Genomic DNA, 16987 nt, shown 5'->3' with positions numbered 1-16987 from the left:
GCGGGCCGGTGTCCGGCCGGTGGCGGGCGCTGCGACCCCTGCGCAACACGGTGGGCGTCCTGTGGCTGTGGGCGCTGTGGGTGCTGCTGTGGGGCACGTCGAGCGCCGTCATGATCGTCGGCGGCCTCCTGGTGGCCCTCGGCGTGACGTTCGCCTTCCGGCTGCCTCCGGTCGCGCACCGGGCGGCTCTGCGCCCGGTGCGGCTGGCCGCGCTCGTCGTGCGGCTGCTGGCCGACCTCGTGGTCTCCGCCGTGGACGTCGCCCTGGCCGCCGTCCGGCTGGGACCACGCGCCCGGGCCGCCGTCGTCGAGGTGCCGCTCGCAGTCGACAGCGACCTGATGATCACCGGGACGGCCCTGCTCACCACGATGACGCCGGGGAACCTCGTGCTGGAGATCGACCGCGACCGGCGCCTGCTGTACGTGCACCTGCTGCCGGTCTCCGGGCCGGCCGCGGCCCGCCGACGGCGGGAGGAACTGCGCGCGACCGAACGGGAGGTCGTGCACGCCCTCGGCCCGGCGGACGCGCAGCGCGCGCGCCGTGCGGACGGCGCGCCACCCGACAACGAGAAGGAGACGCCGTGACCCCGGTGTTCGCCATCGCCCTCGCCCTGCTCTCGGTGGCGGGGCTGCTGACCCTCGTGCGCCTGGTGCACGGGCCGGGCGTCCTGAACCGCATCATCGCTCTCGACGTGACGGTGACCCTGCTGCTCGCCGGGGTCGCCGTGGACGCCGCCCGGCGCGGGGAGGGTTCGGGGGTGCCGCTCCTGCTGGTGCTGGCCGTCCTCGGGTTCGTCGGTTCGGTGACCGCCGCCCACCTCGTCGAGGAACGGGAGGGCGTGCGGTGAGCGGCTTCCTCGACGCCGTCTCGGCCGTCCTGCTGCTGGGCGGGTCCGTGTTCTGCGTGCTGGCCGCCGTGGGGCTGCTGCGCTTCCCCGACCCCGTGTGCCGGCTGCACGCCGCCGCGAAGGCCCAGACGCTGGGCGTCCTGCTCGTCCTCGTGGGTGCGGCCTTCCACCTGCCGGGGCCGTACTCCGTGCCTCTGGTGCTGGTGGCGCTCTTCCAGATGCTGACGGTCCCGGTGACGAGTCAGATCGTGGGCCGCACCGCCTTCCGCACGGGCCGGGTGCACCGCGCGGGGCTCGTGCTGGACGACCTCGGCAACCGGCTGCGCCGGGAGGGGCGGACGCGGCGGGAGGGCCGCTGACGGCGGGCGGGGCCGGCCGGACGGGCCGTCACCGCAAGGGGGCCGCCGTACGGATCCGGCCACCTGGGGGCCAGGGGCGGTGCAGCGCGCCGAGCGAACTTCTTGTAGCTTCAATCAGTTGGGACGCCGCGTGTCCACGTCAACCCGCCGGGTAAGGGGTCGGAACCCAGCCAAAGCGGCCGGTACGGAGCTGCCGATTCCGGGCGGGAGGAGGCACACTGTGGTCCACGCGGCACCGAAGGACGGAACTGAGGGGGCACGCATGGCAGCCGACCCGGGCACGGGGCTGCGCTTCGCGGTGCTTGGGCCCATTCGCGCCTGGCGCGACGGAGAGGCGCTGGCCACCGGCTCACCACAGCAGAAGGCCCTGCTCGCCGCTCTGCTGCTGCGCGGCGGGCACACCGCCACCGCGTCGGAGCTGGTGGACGCCATCTGGGGCGAGGAACCACCGCAGCAGGCGCTGGCCGCCCTGCGGACCTACGCCTCCAGACTCCGCAAGGTCCTCGGTGCGCAGACGCTGGTCAGCGAGTCCGGCGGCTACGCCATCCGGACCGGACCCGCCGCCCGCGTCGACGTGGACGAGGCCGGGCGGCTCAGCGCCGACGCCGAGAAGACCGCCCACTCCGGCGACCGCGGGCGGGCCCGCGCCCTCTACGGCGAGGCCCTGGGCCTGTGGGACGGGGAGACGCTGGCCCACGTGCCGGGCCCCTACGCCGCCACCCAGCGCACCCGGCTGGAGGAGTGGCGGCTCTCCCTCCTCGAACACCGGCTGGACCTGGACCTGGAGACGGGCTGCCACGCCGAGGCCGTCTCCGAACTGACCGCGCTCACCGCCGCGCACCCCCTGCGGGAGCGGCTGCGGGAGCTGCTGATGCTCGCGCTCTACCGCAGCGGACGGCAGGCGGAGGCGCTGGCCGTCTACACCGACACCCGGCGGCTGCTCTCCGAGGAGCTCGGCGTCGAGCCGCGTGCCGAGCTGGCCGAGCTCCAGCAGCGCATCCTGCGCGCCGACGAGTCCCTGACGGCCCCGGCGGAGGAGCCGACCGTTCCCACCTTCGTGCGACCCCACCAACTGCCGGCGACCGTACCCGACTTCACCGGGCGGGCGGCGTTCGTCCGGGAGCTGGGCGAGCGGCTGTCGACGTCGGAGGGCCGGGTCATGGCCGTCTCCGCCGTGGCCGGCATCGGCGGCGTCGGCAAGACGACGCTGGCCATCCACGTCGCCCACGCCGGCCGGGACCACTTCCCCGACGGGCAGCTGTACGTCGACCTCCAGGGCGCCAGCCCCACCCCGGCCGACCCGGAGGCCGTCCTCGGCGCCTTCCTGCGCGCCCTGGGCACGCCCGACACCTCGATACCGGACGGCGTGGAGGAACGCGCCGCGCTCTACCGCTCGCTGCTCTCCGGACGCCGCATCCTCGCCCTGCTGGACAACGCCCGGGACGCCGCGCAGGTCCGGCCCCTGCTGCCGGGGACCGGGGGCAGCGCCGCCCTCATCACCTCCCGCACCCGCATGATCGACCTGGCCGGCGCACACCTGGTGGACCTGGACGTCATGAGCCCCGAGGAGGCCATGACCCTGTTCACCCGCATCGTCGGCGCCGAACGCGTCGGCGCGGAACGGGAGGCCGCGCTGGACGTCGTGGCCGCCTGCGGGTTCCTGCCGCTGGCCATCCGCATCGCCGCCGCCCGGCTGGCCGCACGGCGCACCTGGACGGTCGAGGTACTGGCCCGCAAGCTCGGCGACGAGCGCCGCCGGCTGGACGAGCTCCAGGCCGGGGACCTCGCGGTGAAGGCCACCTTCGAGCTGGGCTACGGGCAGCTGGAGGCCGAACAGGCCCGTGCCTTCCGGCTGCTGGGCCTCGCCGACGGCCCGGACATCTCGCTGGCGGCGGCCGCCGCCGTGCTGGACCGGGACGCCGACACCTCGGAGGAGTTGCTGGAGTCCCTGGTGGACACGAGCCTCCTGGAGTCCGCCGCCCCCGGCCGCTACCGCTACCACGACCTGCTGCGCCTCTACGCGCGTGACTGCCTCCAGCGGGAGGGCCTCACGGAGGACGGCCGACAGGCCCTCTCCCGGCTGCTCGACTTCTACCTCGCCACCGCGACGACCGCGCACGCCCTGGAGCGACCCGGCGAACGCCTCGTCGACTTCCTGGAGCGGACCAGCGTCCCCGGCACGGCCTTCGGCGACCGGAACACGGCCATCTCCTGGCTCTTCGCCGAGGCGCCCGGGATCCTGGCCTGTGCCCGGCAGGCCGCGGCCGAGGAGGCGGCGCTGCGCCGCGCCACGGACCTGCTGCTGGCCACCCGCGACCTGGCCGAGTCGGGCAGCCACGTCCGGCAGTACGAGCAGGCCGCCCGCACCCTGCTGGACGCCGTCCAACGGACCGGCGACGTCTACGCGGAGGCGCGCTGCCGCCTGGTGCTCACCCTGCTGCACCTGGAGGCGGGACGGTTCCCGGCGGCGGAGACGGAGGCCCGCCGGGCCCTGGAGTGCGGCCGGGGCAGCGAGGACGTCCTCGCCACCTCCTACGCCTACAACCTGCTCGGCATCATCGCCAACTACCAGGACCAGTACGAGGCGGCGGACGCCTGGCTCGGCGAGGCCCTCGCCGCCTTCCGCCGCTACGACAACGAGCCGTCCATCGCCAGCGCGCTGTGCAACCTGGCCCGCGCCAAGCTCGGCACCCGCAGGACGGACGAGGCGGTGCGGCTCGCACGGTCGGCCGTGGGCATCTACCGGCAGAACGAGGGCGCCATGCGGCTGGCCAACGGCCTCTACACCCTCGGCATCGCCCTCAGCGCGAAGGGCGACGTCCAGGACGCGCAGGCGCGGTTCAGTGAGGCGCTGGGCATCTTCCGCGACTGCCGCCAGCGGCTCTGGGAAGGCATGACCCACTTCCGCATCGCCTCGCTGAGCCTCTCGGACGGTCAGGCCGCGGTGGCCGCGGGCCAGGCCGAGCAGGCGCTGGCCGTGCTCTGCGGTGTCGGGGGCCCCTGGCGGCGGGCCAACGTGCTGACGCTGCTGGGCCGCGCGCTGGCACGGATCGGCCAGTTCGGGCGTGCCGAGGCGTGCTGGCGGGAGGCGCTGACGACCTACGAGGAGCACGACAGCTCCGAGGCCGGCGCCGTGCGCGAGTTGCTGGCGTCGGTGCCGGCCTGAGGCCCTGCGGACGCTCGTTCATCGTTCGTTTATCGCGGCCCGCCATGCTGGTCGTGTTGGTTCGCCCCACCGGGGGGAGGCGGGGCGGACCACGGGGGGCGGTCGTGAACGGCGTTGCTCCGCATCGCCGTTCGCCAGGCGGCCGGCGGGGGAGCCGCCTGGCAACGGCCGTATCGCACCACCAACGGGAGGAAGAGAACATGGTCACCAGCGAACGCAAGAAGGTTCGGGACGGCGCCAAGCCCCGGGACCATCACCAGACGGGGGAGCCGATCGCCGTCGCCGACGACGACGAGCAGTCGGGCGAGACGGTGGCCATGGGCGATCACCACCAGACGAGCGAGCCTGCGAGCTGATCGCCACCTCGGGGGGAGCAACCGGTCACGACGACATGGAGGGGAGTCGTCGTGACCGGTTCTCGTCGTGTGCGCCCACCGGTCGCCGCGTCGATAATCAGCCAATTCCTTTTCTCCGTCCCGCAGGAACGGAGAGCACCCATAGCCTGTACGAACAAGCGATCACGAAAGCGAAAGGAAATGGCATGACCCGAAAGAGGACTGTGCTTGCGGCCTTCGCCATGGCAACAGGAGCGCTCGTGGCCGCTGCCGGTTCGGCCGTCGCCGGGGAGCAGCGGGCCACCGGTGCGGGCGACTTCCACCAGACCGCTCCGCCGCCGGACTTCCACCAGACGGTGATCCCGGCCGATTTCCACCAGACGGCGGACACGGCGGACTTCCACCAGACGGCGGATTTCCATCAGACGGACTTCCACCAGACCGCTCCGCCGCCGGACTTCCACCAGACGGTGATCCCGGCGGACTTCCACCAGACCGACTTCCACCAGACGGCGGAAACGGCCGATGCGCCCACCACGGCCCGCGTCTGACGCGGACCGCACACGACGGCCGGACCGTCCGCACGACCCGCCCCACCGCGCCATGGACAGGCACGCGGTGGGGTTCGTGCGTGAGGGCGTCAGAACGCGCCGAGGTCCGAGGAGAGCCACCGCCGCGGCGTCATCCGGCTCCTCGGTGCGCGGTCCGTCGGCGGTCGCGGCCAGCCTAGGACGCGCCGCCGACAACAGCCCGTCAGCCGGGGGGCTGGCGGGTGCCGCGCTCGGCGTCCAGCGCGTAGACGCAGCGGTCCTTGCTGCACGCGTACACCACACCGCCCGCGACCAGCGGTGAACCCGTGATCTCGCCACCCGTCTCCAGCTTCCAGCGGAGCTGGCCGCCGACCGCGTCGAGCGTGTAGAGCGACTGGTCGGTGGAGCCGAAATGGACCCGGCCGTCAGCGGCCACGGGCGCGCCGACGAGGTCGCCCCGGGCCTCGAACCGCCAACGGCCGGTGCCGGGGACGGCGTCGATGGTGTAGAGCGCGTCGCCGCTGGCCACGTGGACCAGCCCGTCGGCCACCACGACCGGTTCGGCCGAGCCCCGGGCCTTGGTGGGAATGCGCCAACGGTCGTGGCCGGTGGCGGCGTCGATGGCGTACACGACGCCGCGGTAGTCGGCGACGTACAGCCCGCCGCCGGCGACGGCCGGACCGGGCGCGAACGCCGGAGGGCTCAGGAAGGCGTCCGGGGCGTGGAAGCGCCAGCGCTCCGCGCCGCTCGCCGCGTCGAGGGCCAGGACGCGGGCCCCCGCGCAGACGTAGAGCGCGCCGTCGGGCGCCGGGAGCAGCCGGATCGGAACCCCACCCGTGGCGGAGGCGTCGCCGACGGCGTACGTCCACCGTTCGGCGCCGGTACGGGCGTCGAGCGCGTACAGCCGGCCGTCGGCCCACAGGTGGACGGTGCCCCGGTGCAGCACGGGGGCCGCGTCGGCGGTCTCGAAGTCCGTCTGTGCGCCGGTCAGTTCCCAGAGGCGCTCGCCGTTGGCCGCGGACCAGGACTGGACGGCGCCTCCCCGGGTGGCGGTGACGACGACGCCGTCCCCCGCGCTCAGCGCGTACACCCAGGCGTCCACGGACGTCTTCCAGTGCTCCGTCCCGGTGCGGGCGTCCAGGGCGTAGAGGCTGGGGCCGTCGGAGGCGTGCACCCGGCCGTCGGCCACCGCCATGGACCAGGCGACGTCGCGGGTCTTGAAGCGACGCCGTCCGGTCGTCGTGTCCAGGGCGTGCACCTCGAAGGAGGTGACGTAGAGCAGCCCCTCGGCCACGACGGGCGTGCCCCAGACGTCGTTGGACATGCGGAACCGCCACGGCCGCCACCGTCTGCCCGCACCGTCGGGTGCGGGGACGGGCGGCGCGGGCGCCGGGGCGGCGCCGCCGGACAGGCCGGACGCGGGCGGGGCGGGCGGCGGGGTGCCCGGGGCGGCGGTACCGGCGGGCGGACTGACCCAGTGGGTGCCCGGCACCGGGGCGGGCCCGCGCAGCTCCCCGAGCCGGGGCCCCGGCCCGATGGGCGCGGGCGCACCGGCGAGGCGCACGGGCGTGCCGTCCACCGGAGCGGCTCCCGCGTGGGCGGGCACCGGGGCGGGCGTGAGGGGGCTCGGCCCCATGGGCGCGGGCCGCACCGGGGGCGGCGCGAAGTGCTCCGGGGCGGGCCGGTGCCCCCCGGCGGGCCCGGGGCCGGAGCCGTGGCCGTCGTGCGGGGCGGACGGCTGCGGCTCCGGGGGGCGGCGCACGGGCCGGTTCCGTCCGCCGCGCTTGCGTTCGATGAGCTCGACGGCGCCCCCGGGCAGCCACGCCGACGCGGTGCCGCTGTCGTCACTTCCGGAGGAGAAGAGGTGCGGGGCGAGCTGGGACTGGAGCTGGGCCGGGGTGGGGCGCCGCTCGGCCTCGGGGTTCATGCAGGACTCGATGAGCGGCCGCAGGTCGGCGGGCAGCCCCTCCAGGTCCGGCCCCTCCCGCAGCAGCATGAACACCGTCTCCACCGGGTTCGCCCCGTGGTAGGGGGCGTGGCCGGTGGCGGCGTAGACGAGGGTGGAGCCGAGCGAGAAGACGTCGCTGGCCCCCGTCACGCTACGGGAGTCCTTGGCCTGCTCGGGCGACATGTAGGCGGGGGTGCCGACGGCGACGTTGGTCATGGTCAGCCGGGTGTTGGACACGCCGGACGCGATGCCGAAGTCGATGACCCGGGGGCCGTCCTCCACCACGAGCACGTTGGACGGCTTCAGGTCGCGGTGGACGAGTCCGGCGCTGTGGATGGACTGGAGGGCCTCGGCGATACCGGCCGCGAGCCAGCGCACCGCCTGGGTGGGCAGCGGCCCGCACTCGGTGATGATCTCCTCCAGGGAGGGCGCCGGGACGTAGGCGGTGGCCAGCCACGGGATGGCCGCGCGCGGGTCGGCGTCGACCACGGCGGCGGTGTAGAAACCGCTCACGGCGCGGGCGGCCTCGACCTCGCGGGTGAAGCGGACGCGGAAGAGGTGGTCCTCGGCCAGCTCCGTGCGCACCGTCTTGATCGCGACCCGGCGCCCGGAGGCCGACCGGGCCAGGTAGACCAAGCCCATTCCGCCCGCGCCGAGCCGCCCGAGGACCTCGAACGGACCGATCCGGCGGGGATCGTGCTGCGTCAGCTGATCCACCATGTCCCTGCCACCTCCCCGTAGGGGCTCGCCGTCGTCGCCCGCCCCCGTGCTGCTGCTCACCGCTGCCGCACCGGCAGCGGTCCCCGGACCGATTGTTCCTGTCGGAGCCCCACAAGGCGAACCCGGGGCCCGTTCGGCCGTGTCCGCGCCCGGGACGACGGCCGGGCCCGGGGCGTCGGCCGCGTGCGGGGCGTCGGCCGCGTGCGGGCGGGACGACGCTACTGGCCGGGCCCCTCCGGCGGGGCCAGAACGGCGAAGGTGGCGCCCTGGTTGTCGCGGCACACCGCCCAGCGGCCGTACGGGCCGCTCTCCGGCTCCCGGCGCACCCGGCCGCCGAGGCGCTCCACCGTCCCGGCGGCCGCGTCGCAGTCCTCGACCGCGAAGTAGGTGAGGAAGTGGGCCGGAAGCTCGGGCGGTGTGCCCTCCTCCAGCAGGCAGCGGGCCGTCACGGCGGCGGACTCGTCGGCCGGACCGCTGCGGGGCACCCAGACGACCATCTCGGGCTCCTCCCCCTGCCCGCCCGCGTCCCGGACGTCGGCGGGGTCGAGCGGCCGGTAGCCGAAGACGTCCGGGTAGAAGGCGTCCACGCCGACCGGGTCGCGGGTGTGCACCTCGGCCCAGACGTAGGCGCCCGGCTCCTCACGCACCTCGAAGCCCGAGCGCTCGGCGGGCTGCCACAGGCCGAACACGGCGCCGCCGGGATCCGCCGCGACGGCCATGATCCCCGACGGGCCCGTCCCGACGGGGCGCGGTTCGTTGATCACCTGGCCGCCCGCCGCCCTGATCCGCTCGGCGGTCGCCCCGGCGTCCGGGGTGGCGAGGTACACGGTCCAGACGGTGGGCATGCGCCCGTCGGTCTTGCGCATCAGCCCGGCGGCACGGCGGCGTCCGAGACGGGCGACGGTGTAGGAGCCCTGCGTGGCGGGCCCCGCCTCGTCGAACGTCCAGGCGAACAGCTCGCCGTAGAAGCGCTTCGCGGCTGCCAGGTCCGGCACCATGGCGTCGGCCCAGCAGGGCACGCCCGGGACCACGGCCCCGCTCGCCGTTTCGGTCGCCGTTTCGGTCGCCGCGTCGGCCGGCTCCTCGGCGGGCCCTGCGGCCCGGGCGCCGTCCGGCCCCTCGCTCGGTGCCGCTTTCGCTTCGGCCATCGGTCCGGCCCCTTCCTCGCGGGTTCGTGGGGTGCGCCGTGGGCGGTTCGCCGCCGGGGAGGCGCCGCGCCGATCCCGCGCCGACGCCGCGCGAGCCGGGGGCTGTGGCACCTCCGCGCGAGCGGATGCGCACCGCTTTCGCACCCGTTTGCCCGGTCCACCGCATTCTGGCACCCCAGCCCGGTTTCGCGCCTTTTCACCGGGCCCGCCCGGGGGACGAGCAGCCAGGAAACAAGACACCTCAAACCACACAAAGGCACCGCGACATCACCTGACGAAAGCAGACGAAGCGGCACCCGGTACCCGTTTGCCTTTGGCCGGATGCGGGCCGAACGTCCGTCGATAAGCTGACGACATGACAGGACAAGTTCGAACTGTTGACGGCCGGGTGGCCGGACGGCGCGGACAGGCGACCCGTCTGAAGCTGCTCGACTGCCTCAGCGACATGCTCAGCTCGTCGCCCTACCGCGATGTGAAGGTCATCGACGTCGCCCGCAAGGCGGGCACCTCGCCCGCGACCTTCTACCAGTACTTCCCCGACGTCGAGGGCGCCGTGCTGGAGCTCGCCGACACCACCGCGAAGGAGGGCGGCGGCGAACTCGACGCACTCGTCGCCGGCCGCTCCTGGACCGGCAAGGCGGGCGCGCGGACCGCCGAGGACCTCGTCGACGGCTTCCTGGCCTTCTGGCGCCGCCACGACGCGATCCTGCGGGTGATCGACCTCGCCGCCGCCGAGGGGGACAAACGTTTCACCAGGCTCCGGACGAAGCTGCTCACCTCCGTCGTCAGCTCGCTCACCGAGTCCATCAAGGAGCAGCAGGCGAAGGGCCGGGTGGACAAGAACGTGAGCGCCGCCGCACTGGCGGGGACGCTGGTGACCACCCTGACCGGGGTGGCGGGCCACCAGAAGGGCTTCTCCTCCTGGGGCGCCAAGCAGGCGGACATCAAGCCCGCCCTCGTGCTCCTCATGCATCTCGGCGTCACCGGCCGCAAGCCCGCCTGACGGCTCCGGCCCGACGGGGCCCGGCCGGACCTGTCACCGGCCGACGCGCCGCGACCGGCCCGCGCGGTGGCGGACGCATCCCCGCTCGCGGGTACGTCCGCCACCGCGCGGCGTCGTCAGTCGAGGCTGTAGACCAGCTTGTTGGGCGAACCCTCGACGTCGCTGAGCACACCGTTCGTCGACGCGTCCAGAAGGGCGTCGGCCACCTCCGCCGGCTCGGCCGAGGTGTGGGTGGACAGGTACAGCGCCGCCGCGCCCGTGACGTGCGGCGCCGCCATGGACGTGCCGCTCCGCGTCGTCCACGCGGTGTCCGAGGTGTGGCCCAAGGAGACGATCGAGGCACCCGGGGCGAAGAGGTCCACGCAGGAACCGTAATTGGACCAGCTCGCGCGGGCGTCGGACGAGGTGCTGGCCGCCACGGTGATGACGGCCGGTTCCCGGGCCGGGGACTGGGTGCAGGCGTCCTTGTCGCTGTTGCCCGCCGAGACGGCCACGGTGATGCCCGCGTCCACCATCTCCCGGATCGCGGCGTCCTTGGCGTCGCTCGCGCTGCCGCCGATGCTGACGTTCGCCACCGCCGGTTTGACGGCGTTCCTGGCCACCCAGTCGTAGCCGGCGAGGACGTTGGCGGTGGTGCCGAGGTTGTCGCAGTTCAGCACCTTGACGGCGACGATCCGCACCCGCTTGGCCACGCCGTAGGTGTTGCTTCCGAGCGTGCCCGCGACGTGGGTGCCGTGGCCGTGGCAGTCGGCCGCCGTCGTGTTGTCGTCCACGAAGTTGTAGCCGTAGCGCGCGCGTCCGCTGAACTCCGAGTGCTGGACGCGCACCCCGGAGTCGACGACGTAGGCGGTGACGTTCGACGCGGTGGAGGCGTAGTCGTAGGTGGAGTTCAGCGGGAGAGCACGCTGATCGACGCGGTCGAGGCCCCAGACCGGGTCGACCTGTGTGCCGTCGCCGCGCTCGACGCGGTTGGGCTCGACGTAGGCGACGGCCGGGTCGGCGGCCAGTTTGCGGGCCTCCTTCTCGGACGCCTTGACCGAGAAGCCCTCCAGTGCGCTGGTGTACGTGCGGTCCAGATCGCCGCCGTGCTTCCGCGCCAGGTCCTTCGCCCGGTTCCGCACCTTCGCGGCCGGTTCCTTCCCACGGTCCTTCATGACGACGATGTACTCGTCCTGCACGACCGGGCCGCCTCCGGCGGCGTTGCGGATCGTGCCCAGCGGATCGGGTTCGACCGCGCCCGCGTTGCCGGGAGCCAACGCGAAGACCGCCAGCACTGCGGCGCTCGCGGCACCCGCCCCCCACACCATCCGTATTCGCACTTCCGTGCCCTTCCCTCCGAACTGAACCACTGTGCACGTGTGTCACAGAACGCACACACGACGTGCGAACTGTAGTGGCAGGAACGCACAGGTGACCCAGGCCGAACCGAACGGAATCCCGGGAAGGCCGGTTCGGGGGCGAACTGACGGCAAGTCCGCCCCCGTCTGCGGACCTGGCGCCACCGCCCGGCGGCACGGGACTAAGCTCATGAACATGCCCATGCCCGCTCAGGACACGACTTTCCCGGTGTACGTCGTCGGTGCCGGACCCGGCGGACTCGCCACCGCGGCGGCACTCACGGCGCGTGGCGTCCGTACCGTCGTCCTGGAGAGGTCCGACCGCGTCGGGGCCTCGTGGCGACGCCGGCACCGCGCCCTGCGCCTGCACACCACCCGCCGACGCTCCGCCCTGCCCGGGCTGGCCGTGCCGCGCTCCGCCGGGCGCTGGGTGCCCGGGGACGCCTACGCGGACTACCTGGAGCGGTACGCCGAGCACCACCGGCTGGAGATCGCCACCGGCGTCGCGGTCGGCCGCGTCGAACGCCCGGAGGGCGGGGAGGGGTGGCTGCTGCGGGCCAACGGCGGTCGCGAACTGCGCGCCTCAGCCGTCGTCGTGGCGACGGGTCACCACCACACGCCCCATCTGCCGTCCTGGCCCGGCGCCGAGGACTTCCCCGGCCCGTTCGCACACGCCTCGCGCTACCGCGACGCGGAACCCTACGCGGACCTGGACGTGCTGGTCGTGGGCGCCGGGAACACCGGCACGGAGATCGCCGCCGACCTGGCCGCCCACGGCGCCGCGCGGGTCCGGCTCGCCGTACGCGGGCGCCCGTACCTCGTCCGCAGGGCGACGCTGGGCTGGCCGGTCCAGGCCCGCCACGTCCTCCTGCGCCGACTGCCGGACGCGGTCACGGACCGGGTGGCGGCGGTGCTGCGCCGGATCACCGGGCCCGACCTCTCGTCCCAGGGGCTCCCGCGACCGGAACGGGGCCTGTACTCCGGCGCCCGGCGCGGGACGCCGCCGGTCGTGGACACCGGCTTCGTCCGGGCCGTGCGCAGGGGCCGGGTGGAGCCCGTCGCGGCGGTGGAGTCGTTCGAGGGCGAGAAGGTGCACCTGGCCGACGGCTCGACGATCGCCCCGCAGGCGGTCGTCGCCGCGACCGGCTACCGGCCCGGGCTGGAGGAACTCGTCGGCCACCTCGACGTGCTGGACGGGCGCGGCGTGCCGAGATCTCCCGCACACCGGGCCGCCGCCCCGGGGCTGTACTTCACCGGATTCACCGACCCCGTCAGCGGCGCCCTGCGCGAACTGGGGCGCGAGGCGGACCGGATCGCGAAGGCGGTGGCCCGCTCCCGGCGCTGACCGCCATGCCGGGATGGCGGTGTGACTCCGCGCAGCGGACACGGCACCGCCACCCGGCTCACCGACGACGACCCGCACTCGCCGAGGAGGACGGAGCGCAGTGCTGCGCGCGGCCCCTCGACGTCCCCTCACGACGAATCGCTCCCGTCCAGGGTGATCAGCCGCCTACCAAAGGTCAACACCTGGTCTGGACTTGACATCGCAGAATGTCCTGGTTGGTGGCGCTATACCCCGGGGACGGAGTGGGCATATGCCATCACCGGGAGCCCGTGCGCCGCCTGACGCGCCGGGGTGCCGCCGTCGCCCTCGGCCAGGCCGACGACCCGGGGGCAGCCGTCGAGTTCGCACCAGATGCGCTTGCCACCGCCCTCCGGCTGCCAGCCCCAGCGGTCCGCGAGCCCTTCCACGAGCTCCAGTCCACGGCCACCGGTGTCCGCGTCCGCCGCGCGTCGGGGCCGGGGCGCCACCGCGCTCGTGTCGGCCACCTCCACGCGGACGGCGCCGGACCCGCCCCGACCGGCGGGCGTCGAAGCGTCGGACGCGGCCGGACCGACCGGAGCGCCGGGCAGCCGTATCCGCAGGACGGCCGGTGCGCCGGTGTGCACGACGGCGTTCGTCACCAGCTCGGAGATCAGCAGGATGAGCGTTTCGCCCAGCGGACCGTCGGCGCTGATCCCGCAGCCCGCGAGCCGCGCCCTGGCCCACCGCCGGGCGCGGCCGACCTCCGTCGGGTCCGCACCGATCTCCAGTTGCGCCTGAAGCACCTGCACCGTTCACACCACCAGTACCGACGAAGTCACAACGCGTGACACCGGCTAGAAGCCTGCTGGACACACCCCGGCGCGGACAAGCCGATGAGGCGTATTCCGGCGCAAAGGAGTACCCGCGCCGCAGACTGTGCGACAGCCGTCACGATGAGTCGAACGGGAGGAGGCCCCGTCGGCGCCGCATCTCACGGAGGGTACCGGAGGTCCGGGCACGTCGAACCCGCCCGTTCGTCACGGACCCGTATCGACCGGCGCCGATGCTCGACGCGGGCTCCCGGCACCGCGCACGCGGCCGTCACGACGGCTGCGGAGCGTGTCCACCCGGCACCCCGCCCCTATGACGGTCCGTCACCATGATGGACTGGTTCCATGCAGGCACTCACCGCGGTCATCGCGGTCCTGGGCACGCTGCTCGGCTCCTCCGTGACCTACGTCTTCCAGCGCCGCATAGCCGAACGCACCCGGCAACTGGACGACCAGGCGCGCGGGCGGCAGGAGCGGCTGGACGCGTTCGCCTCCTACGCCGGCGCCCTGCACAACTACCGCCGCATGACGGTGCACCGCTGGCTCGTGGCGAACGAGCGGCCGGACACCGAGGACGTCAACGCCATCACCCGGGAGATCTACGAAGTGCGCGCGGACGCCGTCGAGGCGGGATTCCGCGTGCAGTTGCTCACCGACGAGCCGGGCGTGCGGGAGCGCGCCACCGCTGCGCTGCGGTCGATCACGGACCTGCACGACATGTGCCAGACCCGGGACGAGTTGGACGTGCACCGGGCCGCCTCCCGGACGGCCATCCAGGACTTCATCACCGCCGCCGCACCCCTCAGCCGCTGAGCGCCCGGCTCAGCGGCTGAGCACCGAGCCGGGACCACACACCTAGGCGCTCAGCGGGCGGGCGGCGACGTCCGTGGCCGCGTCCAGGTCGGGGTAGCAGGCGAACAGCCGCCGCACCCCGAGGGCGGCGAGCACACGGTTCACGTGGGAGCCGTCGACCGCGCCGTTGGCGGGCAGGATCAGCCGCAGGCTCCCGGTGCAGGCGTGCATGAGGCGACGGGACGCGATGAGCACGCCGACGCCGCTGGAGTCACAGAACTGGACGTGCGACAGGTCGAGCACCACGTTCAGCCGGCCGTCGGCGACGGCGTCGTGCACGTGCTGGCGGACCGCAGGAGAGGTCACCAGATCGAGTTCGCCCGAAACCCGAAAGACGGTCCACTCCCCCCGCTCTTCCTCCATCACCTTCAACGACACGTAACCGAAGCCTTTCCCTCGCCCTGCCGGAATCGATCCTTCCACGGCTCGGCTGCCCTCAGCGGCAACCCGCGAAACGAACTGGTCCCTCCCGACCCTAAGCCCAAGGCCCGCTCCCCCTCACGCGCGTTCCCCTCCCCTGTGCGCAACCCGACAGTGACATAGGGGCCCTCAACCGTGCACACCGGACAGAAAATCGGCCGCACCTCCTTGCGGCACCTGCACACAGTGACGCGCCGGGCACCCCGTGGAGTTGCCTGAGCGCTGCACATTGCCGCAAAGGCGCCCGCGTTGTCACCCCCTTCCCCTACATTCGACGTACGCGAAGGGCTGGGGGCCGGGAGATGGCGCAGGACGCACCACCGCGTTGGGACCGCAAGATGCAGCAACGACTCATGCGCGGCGAGGCCGCGGCGCTGGGCGAGCTCTACGACCGGTTCGCCTCCCTCGTCTACGGCCTGGCCCACCGGGTCCTCCAGGACGAGGAGGCGGCCGCCGGGGTGACCCGGGAGGTCTTCGCCCACGTCTGGGAGCACCCCGACACCTACCGCCCGAAGGAGGGCCCGCTGCGGTCGTGGATGGCCGCCCTCGCCCAGCGGCACGCCGTCCAGCAGCTCCGGCTGCGCCACCGGGAGGACGGCAGACCGCCCGACCAGCTGGAGCAGCAGGTGCGCGCCGCCTCGGCCGCCGCCCGCGCCGACTACATCGTCACGGCCATGCCGGTCACCCTGCGCAGCGCGCTGGAGCTGGCCCACCGCGAGCGGCGCTCCTACCGCGAGGCCGCCCGGGACCTCGGCGTCACCGAGGACGAGGCGAGGCGGCGGCTGCGGCTCGGCCTCCAGCTGCTCTCCACGGCCACGCCCGCCGCACCGCGCTCGCCCGGGGCTTCGGACGGCCCGGGCCGTCCGGGCGGTGAACGGTGAGCGGGCCGCGTCTGCCCGGCCCCGACGGCCTCTCCGGGGACGGCCGGGAGGAGCCGCCGCGCATACCGCCGCCCCGCGCGGCCGCCGACGACCACGGGCCGGGCCCGGCGGTACCCGCGCCCCGGGACGGCACGACGCGGGCGACGCCCTCCGCCGCGCCGGAGCCCACCTGCCCGCCCGCGCCGGAGGAGGCCGCGGCGGGGTACGACCACAGCACCCTCAAGTCGCTCCTCGGTGCCTGGGCGCTCTCGGCGTGCCCGCAGCACGAGACGGCCGCGGTGGAGGCCCACCTGACCGACTGCGCGGCCTGCGCCGAGGAGGCGCTGCGCCTGCGGGACGCCGTCGGCCTGCTCCACCACGAGGAGAACCTGGACCTCGACCCCCTCCTGCGCACCCACGTCCTCGCGGGCTGCCTCGACCGCCGTCCGGCCCGGATCCCCGTCCCGGTGTGGGCCGCGCCCTACGACGCGGAGACGGCCCGGCTGGACGCGCTGCTGCGCGACATGGGCGCGGGTGAGTGGGGCGCCGAGGTGCCGCTCCGCTGGTTCGACGGCGAACGACGGCGATCCCGGACGGCGACCGTGGGCCAGGTCATCGGGCACCTGACCGCCGTCGACGGCCTGCTCGCCACGGCCCTCGGCCTGCCCGACCCGGTACCCGGCGCGGAAGCGGACTCCGCCACGGTCCGCACCGAGGCGTACTGGCACACGCTCGCGGCCGGGCCGCAGCGCGCCGCCCACCGGCCCTGGCGGGCGCAGACCCACGCGCTGGTGCAGGCCGCGTCCTTCGCCTCGGGCCGGGCGGACGGCGTGCTCGTCCCCGGCTCGCACCTCCCGCTGCCGGACGCCTTCCTCGACCGCGCCTTCGAGTGCTGGGCGCACGCCGCCGACGTCGCCGAGGCCGTCGCCTACCCGCACGGCAGACCGGCCGCCGGCCACCTGCACCTGCTCGTCGACTTCGCCGCGCGCACGCTGCCGAAGGTGCTCGCCGCCCGGCGCCGGGCCGGGCTCGCCGCGCCCGTCCGGCGGCTCACGGAGGCGGGGACGGCGGGCCGGTCGCTGCACCTGGAGATCGAGGGCGCGGGCGGCGGCCACTGGTACATCCCGCTGGACTCCCCCGGTGCGCTCGGCACCAAGGAGTCCGCCGTGGCGCACGTGGCCCTGGACGGGCTGGAGTTCTGCCAGTTGGCGGCGGGGCGGGTGAGCCCGCGTGACGCGGCGGCCGGTGCCGAGGGCGACTCCGAGGCCGTCCGCGACGTCCTCCTCGCCACGGCCTCGCTCTCCCGCCTGTAGGGGGTGCCGGGCG

General features: G+C 74.4%; 16 protein-coding genes. 11 read left to right on the top strand and 5 right to left on the bottom strand.

The window, feature by feature from the left end; translation table 11 throughout:
• Positions 1–8: 8 nt before the first annotated feature.
• The 6 genes from V6D49_RS16730 (at position 9) to V6D49_RS16705 (ending at position 5258) form a co-directional block, all read left to right on the top strand.
• Positions 9–584, top strand: coding sequence for a Na+/H+ antiporter subunit E (locus tag V6D49_RS16730; RefSeq protein ID WP_340560667.1), 576 nt, complete (start codon positions 9–11; stop codon positions 582–584).
• Complete coding sequence (locus tag V6D49_RS16725; RefSeq protein WP_340560666.1) at positions 581–847, top strand: monovalent cation/H+ antiporter complex subunit F; 267 nt, start codon at positions 581–583, stop codon at positions 845–847. The genes V6D49_RS16730 and V6D49_RS16725 overlap by 4 nt, the downstream gene beginning before the upstream one ends.
• A complete protein-coding gene (gene mnhG / locus V6D49_RS16720; protein WP_340560665.1) occupies positions 844–1206 on the top strand; it encodes a monovalent cation/H(+) antiporter subunit G in 363 nt (120 codons plus the stop codon). The genes V6D49_RS16725 and mnhG overlap by 4 nt, the downstream gene beginning before the upstream one ends.
• A gap of 262 nt (positions 1207–1468) precedes the next feature.
• Positions 1469–4372, top strand: coding sequence for an AfsR/SARP family transcriptional regulator (locus V6D49_RS16715; RefSeq protein WP_340560664.1), 2904 nt, complete (start codon positions 1469–1471; stop codon positions 4370–4372).
• A 200-nt stretch (positions 4373–4572) separates the two neighbouring features.
• A complete protein-coding gene (locus V6D49_RS16710; RefSeq protein WP_340560663.1) occupies positions 4573–4728 on the top strand; it encodes a hypothetical protein in 156 nt (51 codons plus the stop codon).
• 185 nt (positions 4729–4913) lie between these two features.
• Entirely contained in the window at positions 4914–5258 is a 345-nt protein-coding gene (locus V6D49_RS16705) for a hypothetical protein (RefSeq protein WP_340560662.1), read from the top strand.
• A gap of 202 nt (positions 5259–5460) precedes the next feature.
• Here V6D49_RS16705 and V6D49_RS16700 read toward each other — a convergent pair whose 3' ends face one another.
• Positions 5461–7905, bottom strand: a complete 2445-nt coding sequence (locus tag V6D49_RS16700; protein ID WP_340560661.1) for an outer membrane protein assembly factor BamB family protein — start codon at positions 7903–7905, stop codon at positions 5461–5463.
• Between the two features lie 218 nt (positions 7906–8123).
• On the bottom strand, positions 8124–9053 hold the full coding sequence (locus V6D49_RS16695; protein ID WP_340560660.1) for a VOC family protein: 930 nt from the start codon (positions 9051–9053) through the stop codon (positions 8124–8126).
• Between the two features lie 355 nt (positions 9054–9408).
• Here V6D49_RS16695 and V6D49_RS16690 point away from each other — a divergent pair, with 355 nt between their 5' ends.
• Positions 9409–10056, top strand: a complete 648-nt coding sequence (locus tag V6D49_RS16690) for a TetR family transcriptional regulator (RefSeq protein WP_340560659.1) — start codon at positions 9409–9411, stop codon at positions 10054–10056.
• Between the two features lie 116 nt (positions 10057–10172).
• Here V6D49_RS16690 and V6D49_RS16685 read toward each other — a convergent pair whose 3' ends face one another.
• Positions 10173–11363: a S8 family peptidase gene (locus V6D49_RS16685; RefSeq protein ID WP_340560658.1), complete on the bottom strand. Its 1191-nt coding sequence runs from the start codon at positions 11361–11363 to the stop codon at positions 10173–10175.
• A gap of 226 nt (positions 11364–11589) precedes the next feature.
• On the opposite strand from V6D49_RS16685, the gene V6D49_RS16680 reads away from it, so the two are divergent.
• The gene (locus tag V6D49_RS16680) at positions 11590–12738 is read left to right on the top strand and encodes a flavin-containing monooxygenase (RefSeq protein ID WP_445330537.1); all 1149 of its coding nucleotides are present in this window, start codon (positions 11590–11592) and stop codon (positions 12736–12738) included.
• A 224-nt stretch (positions 12739–12962) separates the two neighbouring features.
• On the opposite strand, the gene V6D49_RS16675 is transcribed toward V6D49_RS16680, so the two are convergent.
• A complete protein-coding gene (locus V6D49_RS16675; RefSeq protein WP_340560656.1) occupies positions 12963–13508 on the bottom strand; it encodes an ATP-binding protein in 546 nt (181 codons plus the stop codon).
• Positions 13509–13874: 366 nt separating this feature from the next.
• Between V6D49_RS16675 and V6D49_RS16670 the strand changes: the two genes are divergently transcribed.
• On the top strand, positions 13875–14342 hold the full coding sequence (locus V6D49_RS16670) for a hypothetical protein (protein WP_340560655.1): 468 nt from the start codon (positions 13875–13877) through the stop codon (positions 14340–14342).
• Between the two features lie 42 nt (positions 14343–14384).
• On the opposite strand, the gene V6D49_RS16665 is transcribed toward V6D49_RS16670, so the two are convergent.
• Positions 14385–14744, bottom strand: coding sequence for an STAS domain-containing protein (locus V6D49_RS16665; protein ID WP_340560654.1), 360 nt, complete (start codon positions 14742–14744; stop codon positions 14385–14387).
• Positions 14745–15103: 359 nt separating this feature from the next.
• On the opposite strand from V6D49_RS16665, the gene V6D49_RS16660 reads away from it, so the two are divergent.
• Entirely contained in the window at positions 15104–15682 is a 579-nt protein-coding gene (locus V6D49_RS16660) for an RNA polymerase sigma factor (RefSeq protein WP_340560652.1), read from the top strand.
• Complete coding sequence (locus tag V6D49_RS16655; RefSeq protein WP_340560651.1) at positions 15679–16974, top strand: zf-HC2 domain-containing protein; 1296 nt, start codon at positions 15679–15681, stop codon at positions 16972–16974. Before V6D49_RS16660 ends, V6D49_RS16655 begins: the two co-directional genes overlap by 4 nt.
• The last annotated feature ends 13 nt before the right edge of the window (positions 16975–16987 follow it).

Origin of the sequence: Streptomyces sp. GSL17-111 (assembly GCF_037911585.1) — a bacterium.
In the GTDB taxonomy this organism is placed as follows: Bacteria; Actinomycetota; Actinomycetes; order Streptomycetales; family Streptomycetaceae; genus Streptomyces.
This window is presented reverse-complemented; position numbering and strand designations above follow the sequence as displayed.